Source organism: Methylobacterium sp. 1A (assembly GCF_058072805.1).
In genome coordinates, this window is sequence record NZ_JBYQVE010000001.1 from 1,195,736 (window position 1) to 1,212,498 (window position 16,763).

General features: G+C 71.8%; 19 protein-coding genes. 13 read left to right on the forward strand and 6 right to left on the reverse strand.

From position 1 onward, the window contains the following. Positions 1–43: 43 nt before the first annotated feature. Complete coding sequence (locus ACX9MN_RS05780; protein ID WP_056521840.1) at positions 44–1,279, reverse strand: aspartate kinase; 1,236 nt, start codon at positions 1,277–1,279, stop codon at positions 44–46. 226 nt (positions 1,280–1,505) lie between these two features. On the opposite strand from ACX9MN_RS05780, the gene ubiG reads away from it, so the two are divergent. From ubiG to ACX9MN_RS05810, 6 genes are all read left to right on the forward strand, one after another. Further along, positions 1,506–2,267, forward strand: a complete 762-nt coding sequence (gene ubiG, locus ACX9MN_RS05785; protein ID WP_489723923.1) for a bifunctional 2-polyprenyl-6-hydroxyphenol methylase/3-demethylubiquinol 3-O-methyltransferase UbiG — start codon at positions 1,506–1,508, stop codon at positions 2,265–2,267. 46 nt (positions 2,268–2,313) lie between these two features. Further along, complete coding sequence (locus ACX9MN_RS05790; RefSeq protein ID WP_489723924.1) at positions 2,314–2,886, forward strand: YbhB/YbcL family Raf kinase inhibitor-like protein; 573 nt, start codon at positions 2,314–2,316, stop codon at positions 2,884–2,886. A 175-nt stretch (positions 2,887–3,061) separates the two neighbouring features. Beyond that, positions 3,062–3,640 (forward strand): PAS domain-containing protein, encoded by a 579-nt coding sequence (locus tag ACX9MN_RS05795; protein WP_489723925.1) that lies wholly within the window; start codon positions 3,062–3,064, stop codon positions 3,638–3,640. Between the two features lie 177 nt (positions 3,641–3,817). Further along, positions 3,818–3,943: a type B 50S ribosomal protein L36 gene (gene ykgO / locus ACX9MN_RS05800; protein WP_003601867.1), complete on the forward strand. Its 126-nt coding sequence runs from the start codon at positions 3,818–3,820 to the stop codon at positions 3,941–3,943. Positions 3,944–4,081: 138 nt separating this feature from the next. Then, positions 4,082–4,693, forward strand: a complete 612-nt coding sequence (locus ACX9MN_RS05805) for a tetratricopeptide repeat protein (protein WP_489723926.1) — start codon at positions 4,082–4,084, stop codon at positions 4,691–4,693. Continuing rightward, on the forward strand, positions 4,690–5,706 hold the full coding sequence (locus ACX9MN_RS05810; protein WP_489723927.1) for an alpha/beta fold hydrolase: 1,017 nt from the start codon (positions 4,690–4,692) through the stop codon (positions 5,704–5,706). Before ACX9MN_RS05805 ends, ACX9MN_RS05810 begins: the two co-directional genes overlap by 4 nt. Before the next feature lie 36 nt (positions 5,707–5,742). Here ACX9MN_RS05810 and pyk read toward each other — a convergent pair whose 3' ends face one another. The 3 genes from pyk to ACX9MN_RS05825 form a co-directional block, all read right to left on the reverse strand. Beyond that, positions 5,743–7,179 (reverse strand): pyruvate kinase, encoded by a 1,437-nt coding sequence (gene pyk, locus ACX9MN_RS05815; RefSeq protein WP_056521857.1) that lies wholly within the window; start codon positions 7,177–7,179, stop codon positions 5,743–5,745. Positions 7,180–7,318: 139 nt separating this feature from the next. Further along, entirely contained in the window at positions 7,319–7,801 is a 483-nt protein-coding gene (locus ACX9MN_RS05820; protein WP_170868104.1) for a DUF1036 domain-containing protein, read from the reverse strand. Next, positions 7,767–9,086 (reverse strand): glycerate kinase type-2 family protein, encoded by a 1,320-nt coding sequence (locus ACX9MN_RS05825; RefSeq protein ID WP_091978400.1) that lies wholly within the window; start codon positions 9,084–9,086, stop codon positions 7,767–7,769. Before ACX9MN_RS05825 ends, ACX9MN_RS05820 begins: the two co-directional genes overlap by 35 nt. 190 nt (positions 9,087–9,276) lie before the next feature. On the opposite strand from ACX9MN_RS05825, the gene ACX9MN_RS05830 reads away from it, so the two are divergent. From ACX9MN_RS05830 to ACX9MN_RS05845, 4 genes are all read left to right on the forward strand, one after another. After that, positions 9,277–10,041, forward strand: a complete 765-nt coding sequence (locus ACX9MN_RS05830) for an N-formylglutamate amidohydrolase (RefSeq protein WP_489723928.1) — start codon at positions 9,277–9,279, stop codon at positions 10,039–10,041. A 62-nt stretch (positions 10,042–10,103) separates the two neighbouring features. After that, complete coding sequence (locus tag ACX9MN_RS05835; protein ID WP_091677964.1) at positions 10,104–10,412, forward strand: DUF1244 domain-containing protein; 309 nt, start codon at positions 10,104–10,106, stop codon at positions 10,410–10,412. A gap of 130 nt (positions 10,413–10,542) precedes the next feature. Continuing rightward, on the forward strand, positions 10,543–10,821 hold the full coding sequence (locus tag ACX9MN_RS05840; protein WP_026604676.1) for a DUF2312 domain-containing protein: 279 nt from the start codon (positions 10,543–10,545) through the stop codon (positions 10,819–10,821). 64 nt (positions 10,822–10,885) lie between these two features. Then, positions 10,886–11,098 (forward strand): hypothetical protein, encoded by a 213-nt coding sequence (locus ACX9MN_RS05845; protein ID WP_447680344.1) that lies wholly within the window; start codon positions 10,886–10,888, stop codon positions 11,096–11,098. Between the two features lie 82 nt (positions 11,099–11,180). Here the strand turns inward: ACX9MN_RS05845 and ACX9MN_RS05850 are convergent, their stop codons facing one another. Continuing rightward, positions 11,181–12,218 carry an aspartate-semialdehyde dehydrogenase gene (locus ACX9MN_RS05850; protein ID WP_020091495.1) on the reverse strand — a complete coding sequence of 346 codons (1,038 nt, stop codon included), beginning with the start codon at positions 12,216–12,218 and terminating at the stop codon, positions 11,181–11,183. Positions 12,219–12,579: 361 nt separating this feature from the next. Between ACX9MN_RS05850 and ACX9MN_RS05855 the strand changes: the two genes are divergently transcribed. The 3 genes from ACX9MN_RS05855 to ACX9MN_RS05865 all read left to right on the forward strand — a co-directional run bounded on the left by ACX9MN_RS05855 (position 12,580) and on the right by ACX9MN_RS05865 (position 15,719). Continuing rightward, entirely contained in the window at positions 12,580–13,383 is an 804-nt protein-coding gene (locus ACX9MN_RS05855) for a hypothetical protein (RefSeq protein ID WP_489723929.1), read from the forward strand. Between the two features lie 136 nt (positions 13,384–13,519). Then, the gene (locus tag ACX9MN_RS05860; RefSeq protein ID WP_020091493.1) at positions 13,520–13,942 is read left to right on the forward strand and encodes a hypothetical protein; all 423 of its coding nucleotides are present in this window, start codon (positions 13,520–13,522) and stop codon (positions 13,940–13,942) included. A gap of 157 nt (positions 13,943–14,099) precedes the next feature. Next, a complete protein-coding gene (locus tag ACX9MN_RS05865; protein ID WP_427507599.1) occupies positions 14,100–15,719 on the forward strand; it encodes a gamma-glutamyltransferase family protein in 1,620 nt (539 codons plus the stop codon). Positions 15,720–15,723: 4 nt separating this feature from the next. Here ACX9MN_RS05865 and ACX9MN_RS05870 read toward each other — a convergent pair whose 3' ends face one another. Then, a complete protein-coding gene (locus tag ACX9MN_RS05870) occupies positions 15,724–16,692 on the reverse strand; it encodes a hypothetical protein (RefSeq protein ID WP_020091491.1) in 969 nt (322 codons plus the stop codon). Positions 16,693–16,763: the final 71 nt, after the last annotated feature.

Here is a 16,763-nt window from a genome sequence, read left to right on the forward strand (position 1 = left end):
TTCAGTTCACACCACGCGCCCCGCTCGAACCCGCGTCCCAGGCTCAGGCCTGATCCAGGCCGTATAGCGAGTGAAGCGTGCGCACGGCAAGCTCCGTATAGGCGGCGTCGATCAGCACGGAGAACTTGATCTCCGAGGTGGTGATCGCGCGGATGTTGATGCCCTTCTCGGCGAGCGCCCGGAAGGCCTTGGCGGCGACGCCCGCGTGGCTGCGCATGCCGACGCCGATCGCCGACACCTTCACCACGTCGGTGGCGCCCTCGATCTGCGCGTAGCCGATCTGCGCGCGGGCCTCGTCGAGGATCTTCCGGGCCCGCTCGTACTCGGCGGACGGCACCGTGAAGGTCATGTCGGTGGTCGACTGGTCGCCCGACACGGTCTGGATGATCATGTCCACGTTGATGTTGGCATCCGCCAGCGGCCCGAAGATCGCGGCGGCGACGCCGGGGCTGTCCTTGACCTTGCGCAGGGTGATCTGCGCCTCGTCCCGGGAGAAGGCGATCCCGGTGATGATCTGCTGTTCCACGATGTCGTCCTCGTCGCAGATGAGGGTGCCCGGGCGCGCGGCGTCCGGCGGATCGAAGGAGGACCGGACCGTGGTCGGCACCCGGTGGACCATGGCGAGCTCCACCGAGCGGACCTGCAGCACCTTGGCGCCCAGCGAGGCCATCTCCAGCATCTCCTCGAAGGTGACCCGCTCCATGCGACGGGCCTTCGGGACGATGCGCGGATCGGTGGTGTAGACGCCGTCGACGTCCGTGTAGATGTCGCAGCGCTCGGCCCCGATCGCGGCCGCCACGGCCACCGCGGAGGTGTCGGAGCCGCCGCGGCCGAGCGTCGTGACGCGGCCGGTCTCGTCGTGGACACCCTGGAAGCCGGCGATGACCGCGACCTCGCCCTTGGCGAAGCCCGCCTCGAGATTCTTCGGGTCGATGTCGGCGATGCGGGCCGAGCCGTGCGCGTCCGACGTCACGACCGGGATCTGCCAGCCCTGCCAGGAGCGGGCCTTGAGCCCGTCCTTCTGCAGGGCGATCGCCAGGAGGCCGGCGGTGACGAGCTCGCCGGACGCCACGACGGCGTCGTACTCGCGCGGATCGTAGATCGGGTTCGCGTCCTTGACCCAGTCGACCAGTTCGTTGGTCTTGCCCGACATGGCGGACACGATCACGGCGACGTCGTAACCGGCCGCCACCTCGCGGGCGACGTGGCGCGCCACGTTGCGGATGCGGTCGACGTTGGCGACGGAGGTGCCGCCGAATTTCATCACCAGACGGGGCATGGTCTCTCGGTCGCGGGTTCCCGGTGGCGATTGGACGGGCCGCTGCAGCCCCGTCCGGACGGTGCCCGGCGGGTACAAGCGGCCCGGAGGAGTGTCAACAACCGGCCAAGCATGGCGCCCGCGCGCCGCGGCGACTTCCGGGCGATCGCCGTGCTAGAGCGCGGGCACGACGCGGCCACGACGCCGCGCGGCGGATGCCGGCCGCCGGCATGAGGACGGAACACGCATGGACAGGTCAGCCACGGACCGGGTCACGGAAGGGTTCGTCGACCGCGGCGAGGTCGCGCGCTTCGACGCGCTCGCCGCCACGTGGTGGGACGAGACCGGCCCGATGCGCGTCCTGCACCGGTTCAATCCGGTGCGGCTCACCTACATCCGCGACGCCCTCTGCCGCAGGTTCGGCCGCGACCCGAAGGCACCCTTCCCCCTCGACGGGCTGACGATCTGCGACGTCGGCTGCGGCGGCGGCGTCCTCTCGGAGCCGCTGGCCCGGCTCGGCGCCCGGGTGACCGGCCTCGACCCGGCCGAGCAGAACGTCGCGGTGGCCCGGGCCCACGCCGAGGCGGCCGGGGTGCCGGTGGATTACCGCGGGCAGACGATCGAGGCGGTGGTCGCCGGCGGCGAGACCTTCGACGCGGTGCTGATCATGGAGGTCGTCGAGCACGTCTCCGACATGCCGGCCTTCGTGCGGACCGCCTGCGCGGCGGTGAAGCCCGGCGGAATGCTGTTCGGAGCCACCCTCAACCGCACGCTGCGCTCCTTCGCGCTCGCCATCGTCGGGGCCGAGTACGTGCTCGGCTGGCTGCCGCGCGGCACGCACGACTGGGAGAAGTTCGTGACGCCGGACGAGCTCGCCCGCGCGATCCGGGCCGGCGGCCTCGACGTCACCGACACGGTCGGCGTCGTCTACAACCCGCTGACGGACGGGTGGCGCACCAGCCGCGACAAGGCGGTGAACTACATGGTCGCGGCCGAGCGGTCGGCGTGAACGGGTCGCCTCCTCCGCCGTTGCCATCGCGGCGGAGGAGGCGGCGATGCTCGAGAAGATTCCCGGTGTGCTCGGCGAGGCGCTGTCGGGGCTGAAGGCGGGCTTGGAGAAGACGACGTCCCGCGCGGACTTCCCCGACGTGCCCGAGACCGTGACGCTGTCGAGCCCGGCCTTCGCCGACGGGGCGGACCTGCCCGCGCGCTTCACGGCCGACGGCGCGGGCGTGTCGCCGCCCCTCGCCTGGAGCGGGCTGCCGGCGGGCACCGCCGCCCTCGTCCTCATCGTGGAGGATGCAGGCAGCCCGACGCCCCGGCCGCTGGTCCATCTCATCGCCTGGTCGGTCCCGCCGGAGCCCGCCGGCCTGCCGGAGGGCGCGCTGCCGGGGCCCGGCCACGCGGGCACCGTGGAGGCCGTGGGCCGGAACAGCTTCCTGCGCGCGGAGTGGCTGCCGCCGGACCCACCGACCGGCCACGGGCCTCACCCGTACCTGTTCCAGATCTACGCGCTGCGGCAGCCCCTCGCCCTCGCCGAGGCGCCGGGCCGCGGCGCGCTGATCGAGGCTATGCGCGGTCAGGTCCTCGCGAAGGGGATATTGACCGGCGTTTACCATCGTCCCTGATCCGGCCGATACCGGTGCGATACAGCTCAGCCCTGCAGAACTCGCGCGTTGTGCCGCATTCGTGATCTCAGTATCGTGTCGACCAACGAAGCGGTCTGGGCAGACCGCCTGAAAATGGCTGGAGATCGAGCCTGTGGGCGTCGGCGTGCGCACGAAGCGGCGGGGCGGCAGCAGTGTGGCGCGCGCGTTCGTTGTGTCGGATGTCGGGACTTGGACCTGGCACATCGCCGACGATGTTCTGCGGTGCGACCCCGTCGCCGCGACGATGCTGGGCCTGCCCAGGACGAAAAGCGGCAGCGGCACGACCTTCGGAAGCTTCCTGGACCGCATCCACCCGGAGGATCAGCGTCGGATCGCGTCGACCCTCGATGACCTCCGCCGGCAGGGCGGCCTGTACATCGCGCAGTACCGGACCGTCCCGGAGCCGGGCGAGGTCCGGTGGATCCTCGCGCGCGGCCGCTTCATCCTCGACGCGCAGGGCGGCGTCAGCGAGGCCCACGGGATCGTCATCGACGTGACCGAGTGCGGCCGCGACGGCTTCCTCGAAGAATCCGCCTTCTGCGCGACCGACGTGGCGGCCGGCGGCATCGACCGGGTCGCCGAGATGGCCCTGGCCCTCTACAACGCCGCCGAGGTCGGCCTGCCCCAGCCGGGGTTCGAGCGCCTGAAGCCGCTGCTCGACGTGCTGCTCCACGAGATCGGCCGGCAGCTCGTGCTGGCACCGGCGGTGCCGGATCTCGACAGGGTTCACTGAGCCGCCCCCCCTCCGCCCGATGCCTGTCGCGCCTTGCCTTCCGGGGGCGAATCCTGATATGGCCGCGCCATCCCGCGATGCGTGAGCCGTGATCGCCGGACGCGACCCCGCGTCCAGCCTCGTGACCACGTTCCCGACACCCTACACAACGGACGGCCCTCCGGGCTCGAGAGACCCATGAAGATCCGCAACTCCCTCAAGTCCCTGCGTGGCCGCCACCGCGACAACCAGCTCGTGCGCCGCAAGGGCCGGGTCTACGTGATCAACAAGACCCAGAAGCGCTTCAAGGCCCGCCAGGGCTGAGGCCGCTCCGCCCGGTCAGGCCGGGTCGGACGACGATCGACGTTGGGACGGCCGTACCCGAAGGGGCGCGGCCGTTTCCGCATGCGCGCGGCACCGCGGCACGTTGACGGATCCCGGACCGGCGCACAGTCTGGCCGCATGACGCCGACCCGACTCCTCGCCGCCCTGGTCTGCCTGTCGGCCCTCGCCCTCGACATCCCGGCGGCGCGGGCGGCCCCGGAGGCCGGGCGTCTCGGCCGCGCCGCCCCCGAGGGGAAGCCGGCGCCCAAGCCGCCGAGCCTGGACGATCTGTTCGCCCGCCTGCGCGCCAGCGAGGATCCGGCCGAGGCCAAGGGCATCGCCCGGCTGATCGAGCGGCGCATGGCCGGGTCGGGCAGCCCGACCGCCGACCTCCTCACCGACCGCGCCCGTCAGGCGGTCACCGCACACGACTTCCCCCTGGCGGCCGAGTTGATGGACCGCGTCACCGCCCTCGAGCCGAACTGGTCGGAGGGCTGGAACCGGCGCGCGACGGTGTTCTGGCTCCTGTCCGACAAGGACGACGCCCTGGCGGACCTGCAGCGGGCCCTGGTGCTGGAGCCGCGCCACTTCGAGGCCTGGGCCGCGATGGGCCGGATCTACGAATCGCTCGACGACAAGGCGCGGGCGCTCGCCGCCTTCCGGCGGGCGCGGGCGCTCTACCCGCAGATGGAGAAGATCGGTGAGGCGATCAACCGCCTCACTCCGGAGGTCGACGGCCGCGACCTGTGAGCCGGGTGACCGCCGTCCTCCTCACCCTCCTGGCCCTGCCCCTCGCCCTCGCCGGGCTCGTCCTCGCGGCCGGCGCGCTGGCGACGCTAATCATCACCCTGCGGGTCGGCGCAGCCAACCCGCCGGCCGGCCCGTTCGTGGCAGTGACCGGCGGCCGGCTCGCGACCCTGCAGGACGGACCGGCCGACGGGCCACCCGTCGTGCTCCTGCACGGCGCTTCGGCCAACGCGTCGGATCCGATGGAGGGGATCGGCCGCCGGCTCGCGGCGCGGGGTTTCCGGGTCATCGCGTTCGACCGGCCGGGCTTCGGCTGGAGCGACCGGATCGGCGGCGACGACGCCGCGCCCCCGGCCGCGCAGGCCGCCCTGATCGCCGAGGCGCTGGAGCGGATGGGTGTCGGCCCGGCGCTCGTCTTCGGCCATTCCTGGGCCGGCGCCCTCGCCCTGGCCCTGGCCCTGGACCACCCGGACAGGGTCTCGACCCTCGCCCTCGCGGCGCCGGTGGCGATGCCCATGCCGGACCGGATGCCCGATCTGCCGTGGTACTGGCGGCTCGCCGTGACCCCGCCGGTGGCGTGGCTGCTCAGCCGGACGGTCGGGCCGCCCATCGCGCGACACTTCCTGCCCGAGGCGGCGCGCCGGGTCTTCCAGCCGCAACCGCCGCGGGCGGATTACCCGGACTTGGCGCGGTCGGACCTGGTCCTGCGGCCCGGAACGCTCCTCGCCAACGTCCAGGACCTGCTCGGCCTGCCGCGTGCCCTCGCGGCGCAGAGCCCGCGCTACGGCGCGATCCGCGTGCCCACCCTGGTGATCTCCGGCGAGGCGGACCCAATCGTCCGCGCCGACACGCAGGCGGTGCCGCTGGCCCGCGCGATCCCCGGCGCGCGGCTGGTTCTGCTGCCGGGCATCGGCCACATGCTCCAGTACGTCGCCGCCGATCGAGTCGCCGAGGAGGTCGCCCGGCTGGCCGGCGCGACGGGCGCGGCCGGTCCGGAGCCGGCCGTCGCGCACTGACGCGCCGGCCGGTCCCGCTCTCCTATCCGGGTGCGGTCACGCCTTCTCGGCGTGCTCGCGGGTGATGAAGGTCAGCCGCACGAGGTTGGTGGCGCCCGGCGTGCCGAACGGCAGGCCGGCCACGACGATCACTCGGTCCCCCACGGCAGCGAACTTCTCGCGCACCGCGAACTTGGCGGCGCGGAACGACATGTCGTCCACGTCGCTCGCGTCCTTGGTGACGATCGGGTGCGTGCCCCAGGCCAGGGCGAGGCGGCGGGCGGTCTCGCGCCGCGGCGTCAGCGCGATCACGGTGGCGTTCGGGCGCTCGCGCGACAGGCGCAGGGCCGTCGAGCCGGAATTGGTCCAGGCCATGATCGCGTCGAGGCTCAGCGCGTCGACCATCTGGTGCGCCGCCGCCGCGATGGCGTCGGCGGCCGTCTCGTCGGGGGTCGCGCTCTGCGCCCGGATGATCGACCAGTAGATCGCGTCCCGCTCCACCTGCTCGGCGATGCGGTTCATGGTCTCCACGGCCCCGATCGGGTGGGCGCCCGAGGCGCTCTCCGCGGAGAGCATCACGGCGTCCGCCCCTTCGTAGACCGCCGTGGCGACGTCGGAGACCTCGGCCCGGGTCGGCACCGGCGCGGTGATCATCGATTCGAGCATCTGGGTGGCGACGACCACCGGCTTGCCGTAGCGCCGGGCGCCGCGGGTGATGCGCTTCTGCACGCCCGGCACCTGCTCCAGGGGCATCTCCACGCCGAGGTCACCGCGGGCGACCATCAGCCCGTCGGAGATCTCGATGATCTCGTCGAGGCGCGCCAGCGCCTGCGGCTTCTCGATCTTGGCCATCACCAGGGCGCGGCCGGCGCAGACCTTCTTCACCTCGGCCACGTCCTCGGGCCGCTGGACGAACGAGACGGCGATCCAGTCGGCGCCGGCGTTCAGGCCGGCATCGAGGTCGGCCCGGTCCTTGTCGGTCATCGCCGGCACCGGGATCACGGTGTGCGGCAGGGACACGCCCTTCCGGTTCGAGATCCGGCCGCCGACCTCGACGCGGGTCACGGCCCGGTTGTGCGCCGTCTCGAGCACCGTCAGCCGCAGCTTGCCGTCGTCGACCAGGATGGCGTGGCCCGGCTCCAGCGCCTCGAGGATCTCCGGATGCGGCAGGTGGCAGCGCGCGGCGTCGCCGGGGGTCGGGTCGCCGTCGAGCACGAAGGTGGCACCGGCCTCGATCATCGCGGCGCCCTCCGCGAAGGTGCCGAGCCGCAGCTTGGGTCCCTGCAGGTCGACCAGGATGCCGATCGGCCGCTTGGCCTCGCGCTCGATGGTGCGGATCGCCTCCACCTTCTCGGGCAGCTTCTCGCGCGGCAGGTGGCTCATGTTGAGCCGGAATACGTCGACGCCCGCGCGGAACAGCCGCTCGATCATCTCCGGCGAATCGGAGGCCGGACCGAGGGTGGCGACGATCTTCGTGCGGCGGGACCGTTTCAAGCGTATTTCCTCCGTGTTCTCGTTGCCGCGCGGCGTCGAGCGCCGGCGGTTGAAAGATCTGGCTCAGGGAGCGCAGATCGGCTGTGAGCATCTCGGGCCGGACAGCGTCAAGACCGCAGTCTCGGCCGCCGCCTTCACATTACGGTTTCGCCGGCGCGTCCGGCCGGTTCGGATCCGTGAGCTGGATGGTCCAGCTCTTCTGCTCGCCGGTGTCGACTTCGAAGAAGCCGTTGCGGTCGTAGCCGCGAGCGAGACAATCCTCGATGCCGCGAATCGTGAACTCCGAATCGCGGGTGCACATCAGCGAACGGCCGCTCCACTCGCCGCCGCGCGTGTAGTCGACCGCGAAGACGTAGTAGAACCGCGCCGCCAGCGCGCCCTTGAGCAGCGTCTCGCAGGCCTTCGGCGCCAGATCCCACCAGCCCTCCGTCACCCAGCCCTGGGGATCGCGGTAGCCCAGCGAGATCCCGACCTTGCTGGCGGTCTGGTTGCACAGGCGCAGGTCCGCCTTGGCGGGGCTCGCGCCGAGGAGCGCGAGGCCGAGGACCGTGACTGCCGGGAGGAGCTGAGCCGCCGAGACGCGAGAGCTAATTGACGAGGATGATGCGGCAGTCGTTGACATTGGTACAGGTCGGACCGGGGTTCACGAGGTCGCCGAGGGCCGCGAAGAAGGCGGTGGAGTCGTTCTGCTCCAGCATCGCGGCCGGGTCGAGGCCGGCGGCCCGGGCCCGTTCGAGGGTCGTGGGGTCGACGAGGCCGCCCGCCGGGTCGGTGGCGAGGCCCCGCCCGCCGTCGGTCCCGTCGGTGTCGGCGCTGATGCCGAAGATGCCGGGCTCGCCGTCGAGCGCAACCGCCAGCGCCAGGGCGTATTCCTGGTTCGGGCCGCCGTGGCCCTCGCCGCGGATGGTGACGGTGAGCTCGCCGCCGGAGATCAGCGCGACGCGCTTGCCGGCCGCCTTGTGGCGCTTGGCCTCGGCCGCGTGCTCGGCTGCGACCTCGCGGGCCTCGCCCTCCAGGTCGGCGCCCAGCAGGATCGGCTCGTAGCCGGCCGCGCGGGCTGCCTCGGCGGCGGCGTTCAGGGCATCGATCGGCCGGGCGATGATGCGGTACTCGGCGCGGGCGAAGGCGGGATCACCGGCCTTCGGCGTCTCGTTGTTGGGGTCGTTCAGGAGGCGCACCGCCTCCTCGGGCAGCGGGATGCCGCGCTTCTCGCAGATGGCCCGGGCATCGGCCAGGGTCGACGGATCGGGCACGGTCGGCCCGGAGGCGATCACCGCCGGATCGTCGAAGGGCACGTCGGAGATCGCCAGCGTCAGGACGCGCCGGGCATTGCGGGCCGCGAGGGCTAGGCGGCCGCCCTTGATCCGCGAGATGTGCTTGCGCACCGTGTTGATCTCGCCGATCGGCGCGCCGGAGCGGAGCATCGCCCGGGTGATCGCCTGCTTCTCGATCAGCGTCAGGTCGCCGGCGGGGGCGATCCAGTTGGCCGAGCCGCCGCCCGAGAGCAGCACCAGGACCTCGTCGTCGGGCCCGGCCTCGGTGGCGAGCCGCAGCGCTTCGCGGGTCGCCGAGATGCCGGCCTCGTCGGGGACCGGGTGGCCCGCCTCGACCATGTGGATCCCCGGCGCTTCCTGCCCGTAGCCGTGCCGCGCCACCGCGAGGCCAACGATCCGGTCGTCACCCAGCCCGTGCTTCTGCCGGTAGAAGCGGCTCGCCACGGCGCTCATGCTGCCCGCGGCCTTGCCGGCGGCCAGGATGATCAGGCGGCCCGGGCTCGGCTCCGGCAGGTGCGGCGGCAGGCAGAGATCCGGATGGGCGGCGCGGATCGCGGCCGTGAGGATCGAATCGAGGAGCGCGCGCTGGTCCCGGGTGGCCGCGTCGGTGACGGGCGGAACGGTGTCGGTCATGGCGTCGAACGGGCTCCTCTCTCCATTGTGTCGCGCGATCCCCGCCCGTTTCTTCCCTGGGCGGCGGGCCCGTTTCTTGCCGTGAGCGCACGATCCTTGATAGGTGATCTGCCCGAGCGGCCGCGCGACGGCAAGCGCCATCGGTGCCCTCGCACAGATCTGAAGACCTCTCTGAAGACCTCGGAGCCCCGTGACCCGTCCGGAGACAGAATCGGCCGTCCCGCCCGCGCATCCCTGCGAGATCATCCCCGGCGACCCCGCCTGCGGCCTCGTCATCGCCTGCGACCACGCCTCGAACTTCGTGCCGCCGGACATCGCGCTCGGCGTGCCCGCCTCGGAATACGCCCGGCACATCGCCTACGACATCGGCGCGGCGGCGGTGACGCGGAGCCTCGCGGCGCAGCTCGGCGCCCCGGCGATCCTGACGAACTTCTCCCGCCTCATCATCGACCCGAATCGCGGGCGCGCCGATCCGACCCTGGTGATGCGCCTGTCCGACGGCGCCGTCGTGCCGGGCAATGCCCGGATCGACGAGGCCGGGAAGCAGGCCCGGATCGCGCGGTTCTACGCGCCGTTCGACGCGGCCATCGACGACGCGATCGCCGCCGCCCAGGCTGCGGGCCGGCCGCCCGTGCTCCTGACCATGCACAGCTTCACGCCCTACTGGCGCGGAATCGCGCGGCCCTGGCAGGTCGGGATCCTGTACGACCGGGACGACCGCTTCGCCCGCCCGCTGATCCGCGCGCTGGAGGCCGATCCGGCCGGGCTCACCGTCGGCGACAACGCGCCCTACGGCGGCGGCCTGCCGGGCGACACGATCGACCGCCACGCCACCACGCGGGGCCTCGCGAACGCCCTGGTGGAGATCCGCCAGGACCTGATCGCCGGCGCGGACGGCCAAGCGGAGTGGGCGGCGCGCTTCGCCCGCGTGCTGCGCCCGCTGCTCGCGGCTTGATCTCCGCCGAGCCGACCCCGAAATCGGGTGTGGCCCGCCCGACCCGAAGAGAGTTGCGACCGATGAGCGAGATCGATCCCAGGACCCAGACGGAACTCGAGGCCGCGGTCTTCCGCCGCCTCGTCGCGCATCTGCGCAACCGGACGGATGTGCAGAACATCGACCTGATGAACCTGGCGGGCTTCTGCCGGAACTGCCTGTCGAACTGGCTGAAGGACGCCGCCGACGAGACGGGCGTCGCGCTGACCAAGGACGCGAGCCGCGAGGCGGTCTACGGGATGCCCTACGCCGAGTGGAAGGCGCGCTTCCAGACGGAGGCGAGTGCGGAGCAGCAGGCGGGCTTCTCGGCCGCGCAGGCCAAGGACCATTGATCAGGGACCACTGATGCGGCGGCCGGACGGCGGCGAATCGGCTAAGCTTCCGGTAAGGCGGGCCCGTTAACCACGGGTCCAGGGCGCAATTGCGCCGTGCATTCGGGAGAGCCCCATGAACGCCCATTCGATGCCCACCGCCGCGCAGCGGCCCGGCGGCGACGTCTCGTCGGCCGAGGGTGTGGCCGCCGACGAGCTGAAGCAGTTCATCGAGCGCCTGGAGCGCCTCGAGGAGGAGAAGGCCGGCATCATGGGCGACATCAAGGAGGTGTTCGCCGAGCTGAAGGGTCGGGGCTTCGACGCGAAGGCCGTCCGGACGATCCTGCGCATCCGCAAGCAGGACCACAGCGAGCGCCAGGAGCAGGAGGCGATCCTCGAGCTCTACATGCAGGCCCTCGGCATGGCGTAGCCGGACCGGGCGGCGAGAAGGCCGCCCGGTCCGCGCCTGCGGCATCCGACGGAGCCGCACAACGGTGTTCGACGAGGCGACGGTCGGTAACAGCGATCGGGCGTCGGTGAACCGCCCCCCGGCCCGCTTCGGGCCGTCGATGACCGGGATGGTCGCGGCGCTCAAGGGGCTGCCGCGAAGCCTCTCGGCGATGAAGAGCCGGACCGAGCACGCAGTGCGGACACGCCGCGGACGGAAGGTCCGCGCGACCGATCCGCGTCACGATCCCGAGCCGTGACGGACGCGTGACGGATCCTCGGGACCGTCTCCCGAGGATCCGCCGGACAGAGCCCCCTCCCCCAGCGGGAGAGGAAACAGTCTCAGGCGGCGCGCTTGGCGCGGTTCAGCAGCTTGCGATTGACCAGCACCTCGGCGATCTGGATCGCGTTGAGGGCCGCGCCCTTGCGCAGGTTGTCCGAGACGCACCAGAAGTTCAGGCCGTTCTCCACCGTCGCGTCCTCGCGGATGCGCGAGATGTAGGTCGCGTCCTCGCCGGCCGCCTCGTGGGGGGTCATGTAGCCGCCGTTCTCGCGCTTATCGATCACCAGCACGCCGGGGGCGGCGCGCAGGATCTCGGTCGCCTTCTCGGCCGTGAGCGGCTGCTCGAACTCGACGTTCACCGATTCCGCGTGACCGATGAAGACCGGCACGCGGACGGCGGTCGCCGTCAGCTTGATCTTCGGGTCGAGCATCTTCTTGGTCTCGGCGACCATCTTCCACTCTTCCTTCGTGTAGCCATCCTCCATGAACACGTCGATGTGGGGGATGACGTTGAAGGCGATGCGCTTCGTGAACTTGCCGCCCTGCTTGATCTCGCCGGCGGTGAACACGGCGCGGGTCTGATTGAACAGCTCGTCCATCGCCTCCTTGCCGGCGCCGGAGACCGACTGGTAGGTCGACACGACGACGCGCTTGATCGTGGCCGCCTCGTGGAGGGGCTTCAGGGCGACGACCAGCTGCGCGGTCGAGCAGTTCGGGTTGGCGATGATGTTGCGCTTGGTGAAGCCCACCACCGCGTCGGCGTTCACCTCGGGCACGATCAGCGGCACGTCGGCGTCGTAGCGGAACGCCGACGAGTTATCGATGACCACGCAGCCCTGCTGGCCGATGCGGGGCGACCACTCCTTCGACGCCTCGCCGCCGGCCGACATCAGGCAGATGTCGGTGTCGGAGAAGTCGTACGTGTCCAGCGTTTTGACCTTGAGCGTCTTGTCGCCGTAGGAGACTTCCTGACCCTGGCTGCGGCGCGAGGCCAGCGCCACGACCTCGTCGGCGGGGAAAGCCCGCTCGGCCAGGATATCGAGCATCTCGCGGCCCACGTTGCCCGTGGCGCCGACGACGGCGACCTTGTAACCCATCTCTCGTCTCCGCGCGGAAAACCCCGACCGATCCGGGTGCCGCGCCTGTGCCAGTACAATCGGCCGAAGGATCGTTCGTGCCGGACGCGCCCGCCAAACGGGCGCGGCCGCAGACCCCGTCCTCCGCGGAGGTGGGGGCGACGGCCGGGTCGAGCAAGGCGCGCAAGGGCGCGCGCTGTCAAGGCCGCCGACGGCGCAACACTCGATTCACCCTGCCTCCGGAAACCCGGTGACGGTCTCGGGCCGGCAGAGGGAATTCAATCCTTCGGCGCGACGCTGGCGTCCACCCCGCGGCCTCCCGCCGCCACGGAGCACGACCCTGACCGGAACAGCGCCCCTCGTCGATCGGATCGGGCTCGGCGTGCCGGGCGGCCGGGCCGCGCGCGCGCCGGACGCCCCGGTCTCCCCGGGATCTCTCGGCCTGCGCATTGCCCTCGCCGCGGCGGCGATTGCCGTCCTGTGGGCCCTCCCCCGCTGGCCCGACGAGACCCCGGCTTCCGCGCCCGCGCCGCCGCCGGCCGCGGAGACCGCCTTCGTCCCGTCGGTCCAGGCCTCGCCGGCGCCGCCCGCGGCCTCGGTCGCCCAGTTCGGGCTCGCGGAACCCGGGCTCGATCCGGTGCGCGTGTCCGCCCGCGTCGATCCGCGGACCGGGCTGCGCGAGGACACCCTCATCCGGGGCGACGTCGCGGCGATCGAGGCGCCGGCCTTGCGGGTCCAGCTCACCCGCGGGCCCCGCTCGGGCGCACCGCCGACGCTCTTCGTCCTCATGGCCCGGCGCGCCGCGAACGGTCCTGCCCTCGACCGGCCGGCCCTGGCGGTGGCCCGGACCGGCGCCCGCGATCAGATCCGCACCAAGTTCGGCGCGGTCGAGACCCTGGAGGTGACCTTCGCGGGCCCCGCGCAGCGGACCTGCACCGGCTTCGTCACGCGCGACACGGCTTTCCAGCTCGACGGATGGCTCTGCGCGCCCCTCGCGCGCCCGCCGGAGCCGCAGGCCCTCGGCTGCATGCTCGACGCGCTGAGCCTCGTCGACCTCGCCGATGCCGCCACGACGGCGGCCTTCTCGGTCGCGCCCGATCCGGCGGGCGCGTGCCCGGCATCGGCCGCGACAGAGCCTCCCGGGAGGGTCGGATCGTTAATCCGGCGGTCGCAAAATAAAAAATGAGGCCGGAGTGTGGCAAAACGCACAAGCTCAGCCATAAGGGCGGAACAACAGCCTCGCCCAAGCGTCTTATCGTCAAAGGCGGCGAACTGTTAAGCTTCGGTCGCCATACTGATGGCACTCAAGGACAAGGTTGGCCATGCGCTCGCTCAAGATCGCCCTTCTCGGCGTCGTCGCCGCCACCGGCCTCGGCGCTCTGGCCTCCGCGCCCGCCCAGGCTCAGGATGGCTACGTCCCCGGCCCGATCTACCGGGTCAGCCGGCCTCTCCCGATCCGCGTGCGCCCGCGCAGCTGGCTCGATGCCGGCAACGTGCCGCTGACCTCGAACGTTCCGGGCGCCGGCGGCTCGCGCAACCCGGCCCTGAACCCCTATCTGATCGCGGCGTCCAACCAGCTGACCCCGCCCTACGGCCCGACGGACCGCTTCGGCCGCGGCATCCTGCCGGATCCGATCACGAACGGGCCGTTCATCGGCGCCCGCTCCTCGGCGATCCGCAACGTCGACCTCTCCTTCGTCGACCGGCTGGACCCGACCTCGCCGCTCTACGGCCGCCCCTACTAAGCGGCGCGACCAAGCTGCATCACGTTCGCGAAGCGCGGGTCCTCGGGCCCGCGTTTTTCGTTGGCGGACATGCCCGGCCGCGCCTTCACCGAAGCCGGATATCCTGTATGCCAAGTGGTGCGGGAGCGCGTGAGCTGCCGAGACCGGGAACTGAGCGATGAAGCCGTTCGACTGGGTGACCGGGTATCCGTCGCTGCGGATGCCGATGTTTGGGCGCAACTGCGTGGCGACCTCGCACGCGCTGGCGGCGCAGGCCGGCATCCAGATGCTCCAGGCCGGCGGCAACGCGGTCGATGCCGCGATCGCCACGGCGGCCGCCAAGACCGTCACCGAGCCGTGCAGCAACGGTCTCGGCTCCGACGCCTTCTGCATCCTGTGGGACGGGAAGGCGCTGCACGGCCTCAACGCTTCCGGCGGGGCGCCGGCCGCCTGGAGCCGGGACTACTTCCTGAAGAAGTACGGCGCCGGCGAGCGGCCGCCGATGCGCGGCTGGGACTCGGTCACCGTGCCGGGCGCGGTCGCCGCCTGGGCGGCGCTGAGCGAGCGCTTCGGCCGCCTCCCCTTCGCCGACCTGATGCAGCCCGCGATCCGCATCGCCGAGCGGGGCTACCTCGCGCCGGTGGTGGTCCAGCAGAAATGGGCGGCCGCGGCCCGGATCGAGGCGATCACCCGCCAGCCGGGCTTCTCGGAGTTCTTCCTGCCGCGGGGCCGGGCGCCGGATGTCGGCGAGCTGGTGACCTTCCCGGGCGCCGAGAAGACCCTTCGACTGATCGGCGAGACCAAGGGCGAGGCCTTCTACCGGGGCGAGATCGCCGAGGCGATCGCCGCGCACGCGCGGGCCAACGGCGGCGCGATGACCGCCGCCGACCTCGCGGCGTTCCGCCCCGAATGGGTCACGCCGACCGCGAAGGACTATCACGGCTACACGCTGCACGAGATCCCGCCGAACGGCCAGGGTATCGCGGCGCAGATCGCGCTGGGCCTCCTCGAGCAGTTCGACCTCGGCGGCCTGCCGGTCGATGGGCCGGAGTCGCAGCACCTGCAGATCGAGGCGATGAAGCTCGCCTTCAGCGACACCTACCGGTACGTCGCCGACCCCCGCGGGATGGAGGTGACGCCGGAGGCCATGCTCGACCCCGCCTACCTCGCGGAGCGCGCCAAGCTGATCGACCGGAACCGCGCCCAGGTCTTCGGGCCGGGCAAGCCGCCCGCGGGCGGCACGATCTACCTCACCGCGGCCGACGAGTCCGGCATGATGGTGAGCTTCATCCAGTCGAACTTCATGGGCTTCGGCTCCGGCGTGGTCGTCCCGGGCTGGGGCATCTCCCTGCAGAATCGCGGCTACGGCTTCGTGCTCGATCCGGAGAGCCCCAACGTGGTGGCGCCCGGCAAGCGCCCGTTCCACACCATCATCCCGGGCTTCCTCACGAAGGACGGAGCCCCGGTGATGAGCTTCGGCGTGATGGGCGGCAACATGCAGCCGCAGGGGCACGTCCAGACGCTGGTGCGGATGATCGACCACGGCCAGAACCCGCAGGCGGCCTGCGACGCGCCGCGGTGGCGGGTGAACGAGGGGCTCGACATCAACGTCGAGGCGGCGATGCCGGGCGCGACCCTGGAACGCCTGAAGGCCCTCGGCCACGAACTCGAGGTGATCGAGGACAGCTACCAGGATTTCGGTGCCGGCCAGTTCATCTGGCGGATGGGCGATCCGGCCGTCGAGGGCTACGTGGCCGCGAGCGACCCGCGCCGCGACGGGCAGGCCGTCGTCTGGTGACGCGCTACTTGACCTGAACGCTGTCCACCACCTGGCGGAACTTGGCGAGGACGCCGTCGCGCTGATCCTGCCGCACGACGCCGAGGGCGCGGACGTAGCCGTCCGGTGCGAACCGGATGGTCTGCATGACCACGACGGGCTGGTTGGTCGGCTGATCGAGGGCGCGGGCCACGATCTCGTGCCAGTCGACGCCGTTCGAGCGGTAGCTCTGCGCCCGCTCGATGACGAAGTCCTTGAGGGTCTGATTGGACGCCAGGGCGGCGCGGGCGAAGCCGTCCCGCTGCTCGGCCCCGGGCGGCTGCTGCACGGCCTGCGCGAGGACGAGGATCGGCTGTTCCAGATTTTGCATCTGGTCCTTCGGGCCGCTGGTGAGGAGGACCGAATTGCCGGCCATCACCCGCACGGGCCGGAAGCCCGCCATGTCGGCGATGCGGAAGGGCAGCGCGTCGACCTGCTGGGTCAGCGACAGGGCCGGCCGGAGGGTGACGCCGGTCACCATCTTGCGCATCGAGGCCTCGGTCTCGGCGTCGGGCAGCGCCTGGGCGATGATCAGCCCGGTCACGGTCGGCGTTCCGACGACGAGGATCCACTTCCGGATCGCCGGCGCGGACGAGCCGGGATCGGCGGGCTGCTCACCGGTGTAGAGCATGCCCTCGTTGTCGCCGATCTTGACCTCCTCGCGCTTCTCGACCGCGAAGCCTTGGCTCAGCAGGTTGGCGTCGGTGAAGCCGCTGACGAGCTCCGCGAAGGCGTTCGCGGGCAATTCGACGACCGACACGGTCGCGCCACCCTCTTTCCGCTCGAAGCCTGAGAAGCGCCGCGACAGCGACATGTCGGCGGGCGGGTCGAAGCCGAAGCGCGAGCCCGCGGGATAGACGGGATCGCCGGCCCGGGCGGCCGAGCCGAGGCTGGCCGCCAGCGCGGCTGCGCACAGAACCCGTCCGAGACGCAGCGTCAGGTTGCGCATCCGCATCGAAAACCGGTTCTCCTGGTGGACCCAACTTTGGGTTAGTCCGCACCCGATGGGTCTGCCGGGCGACCTAT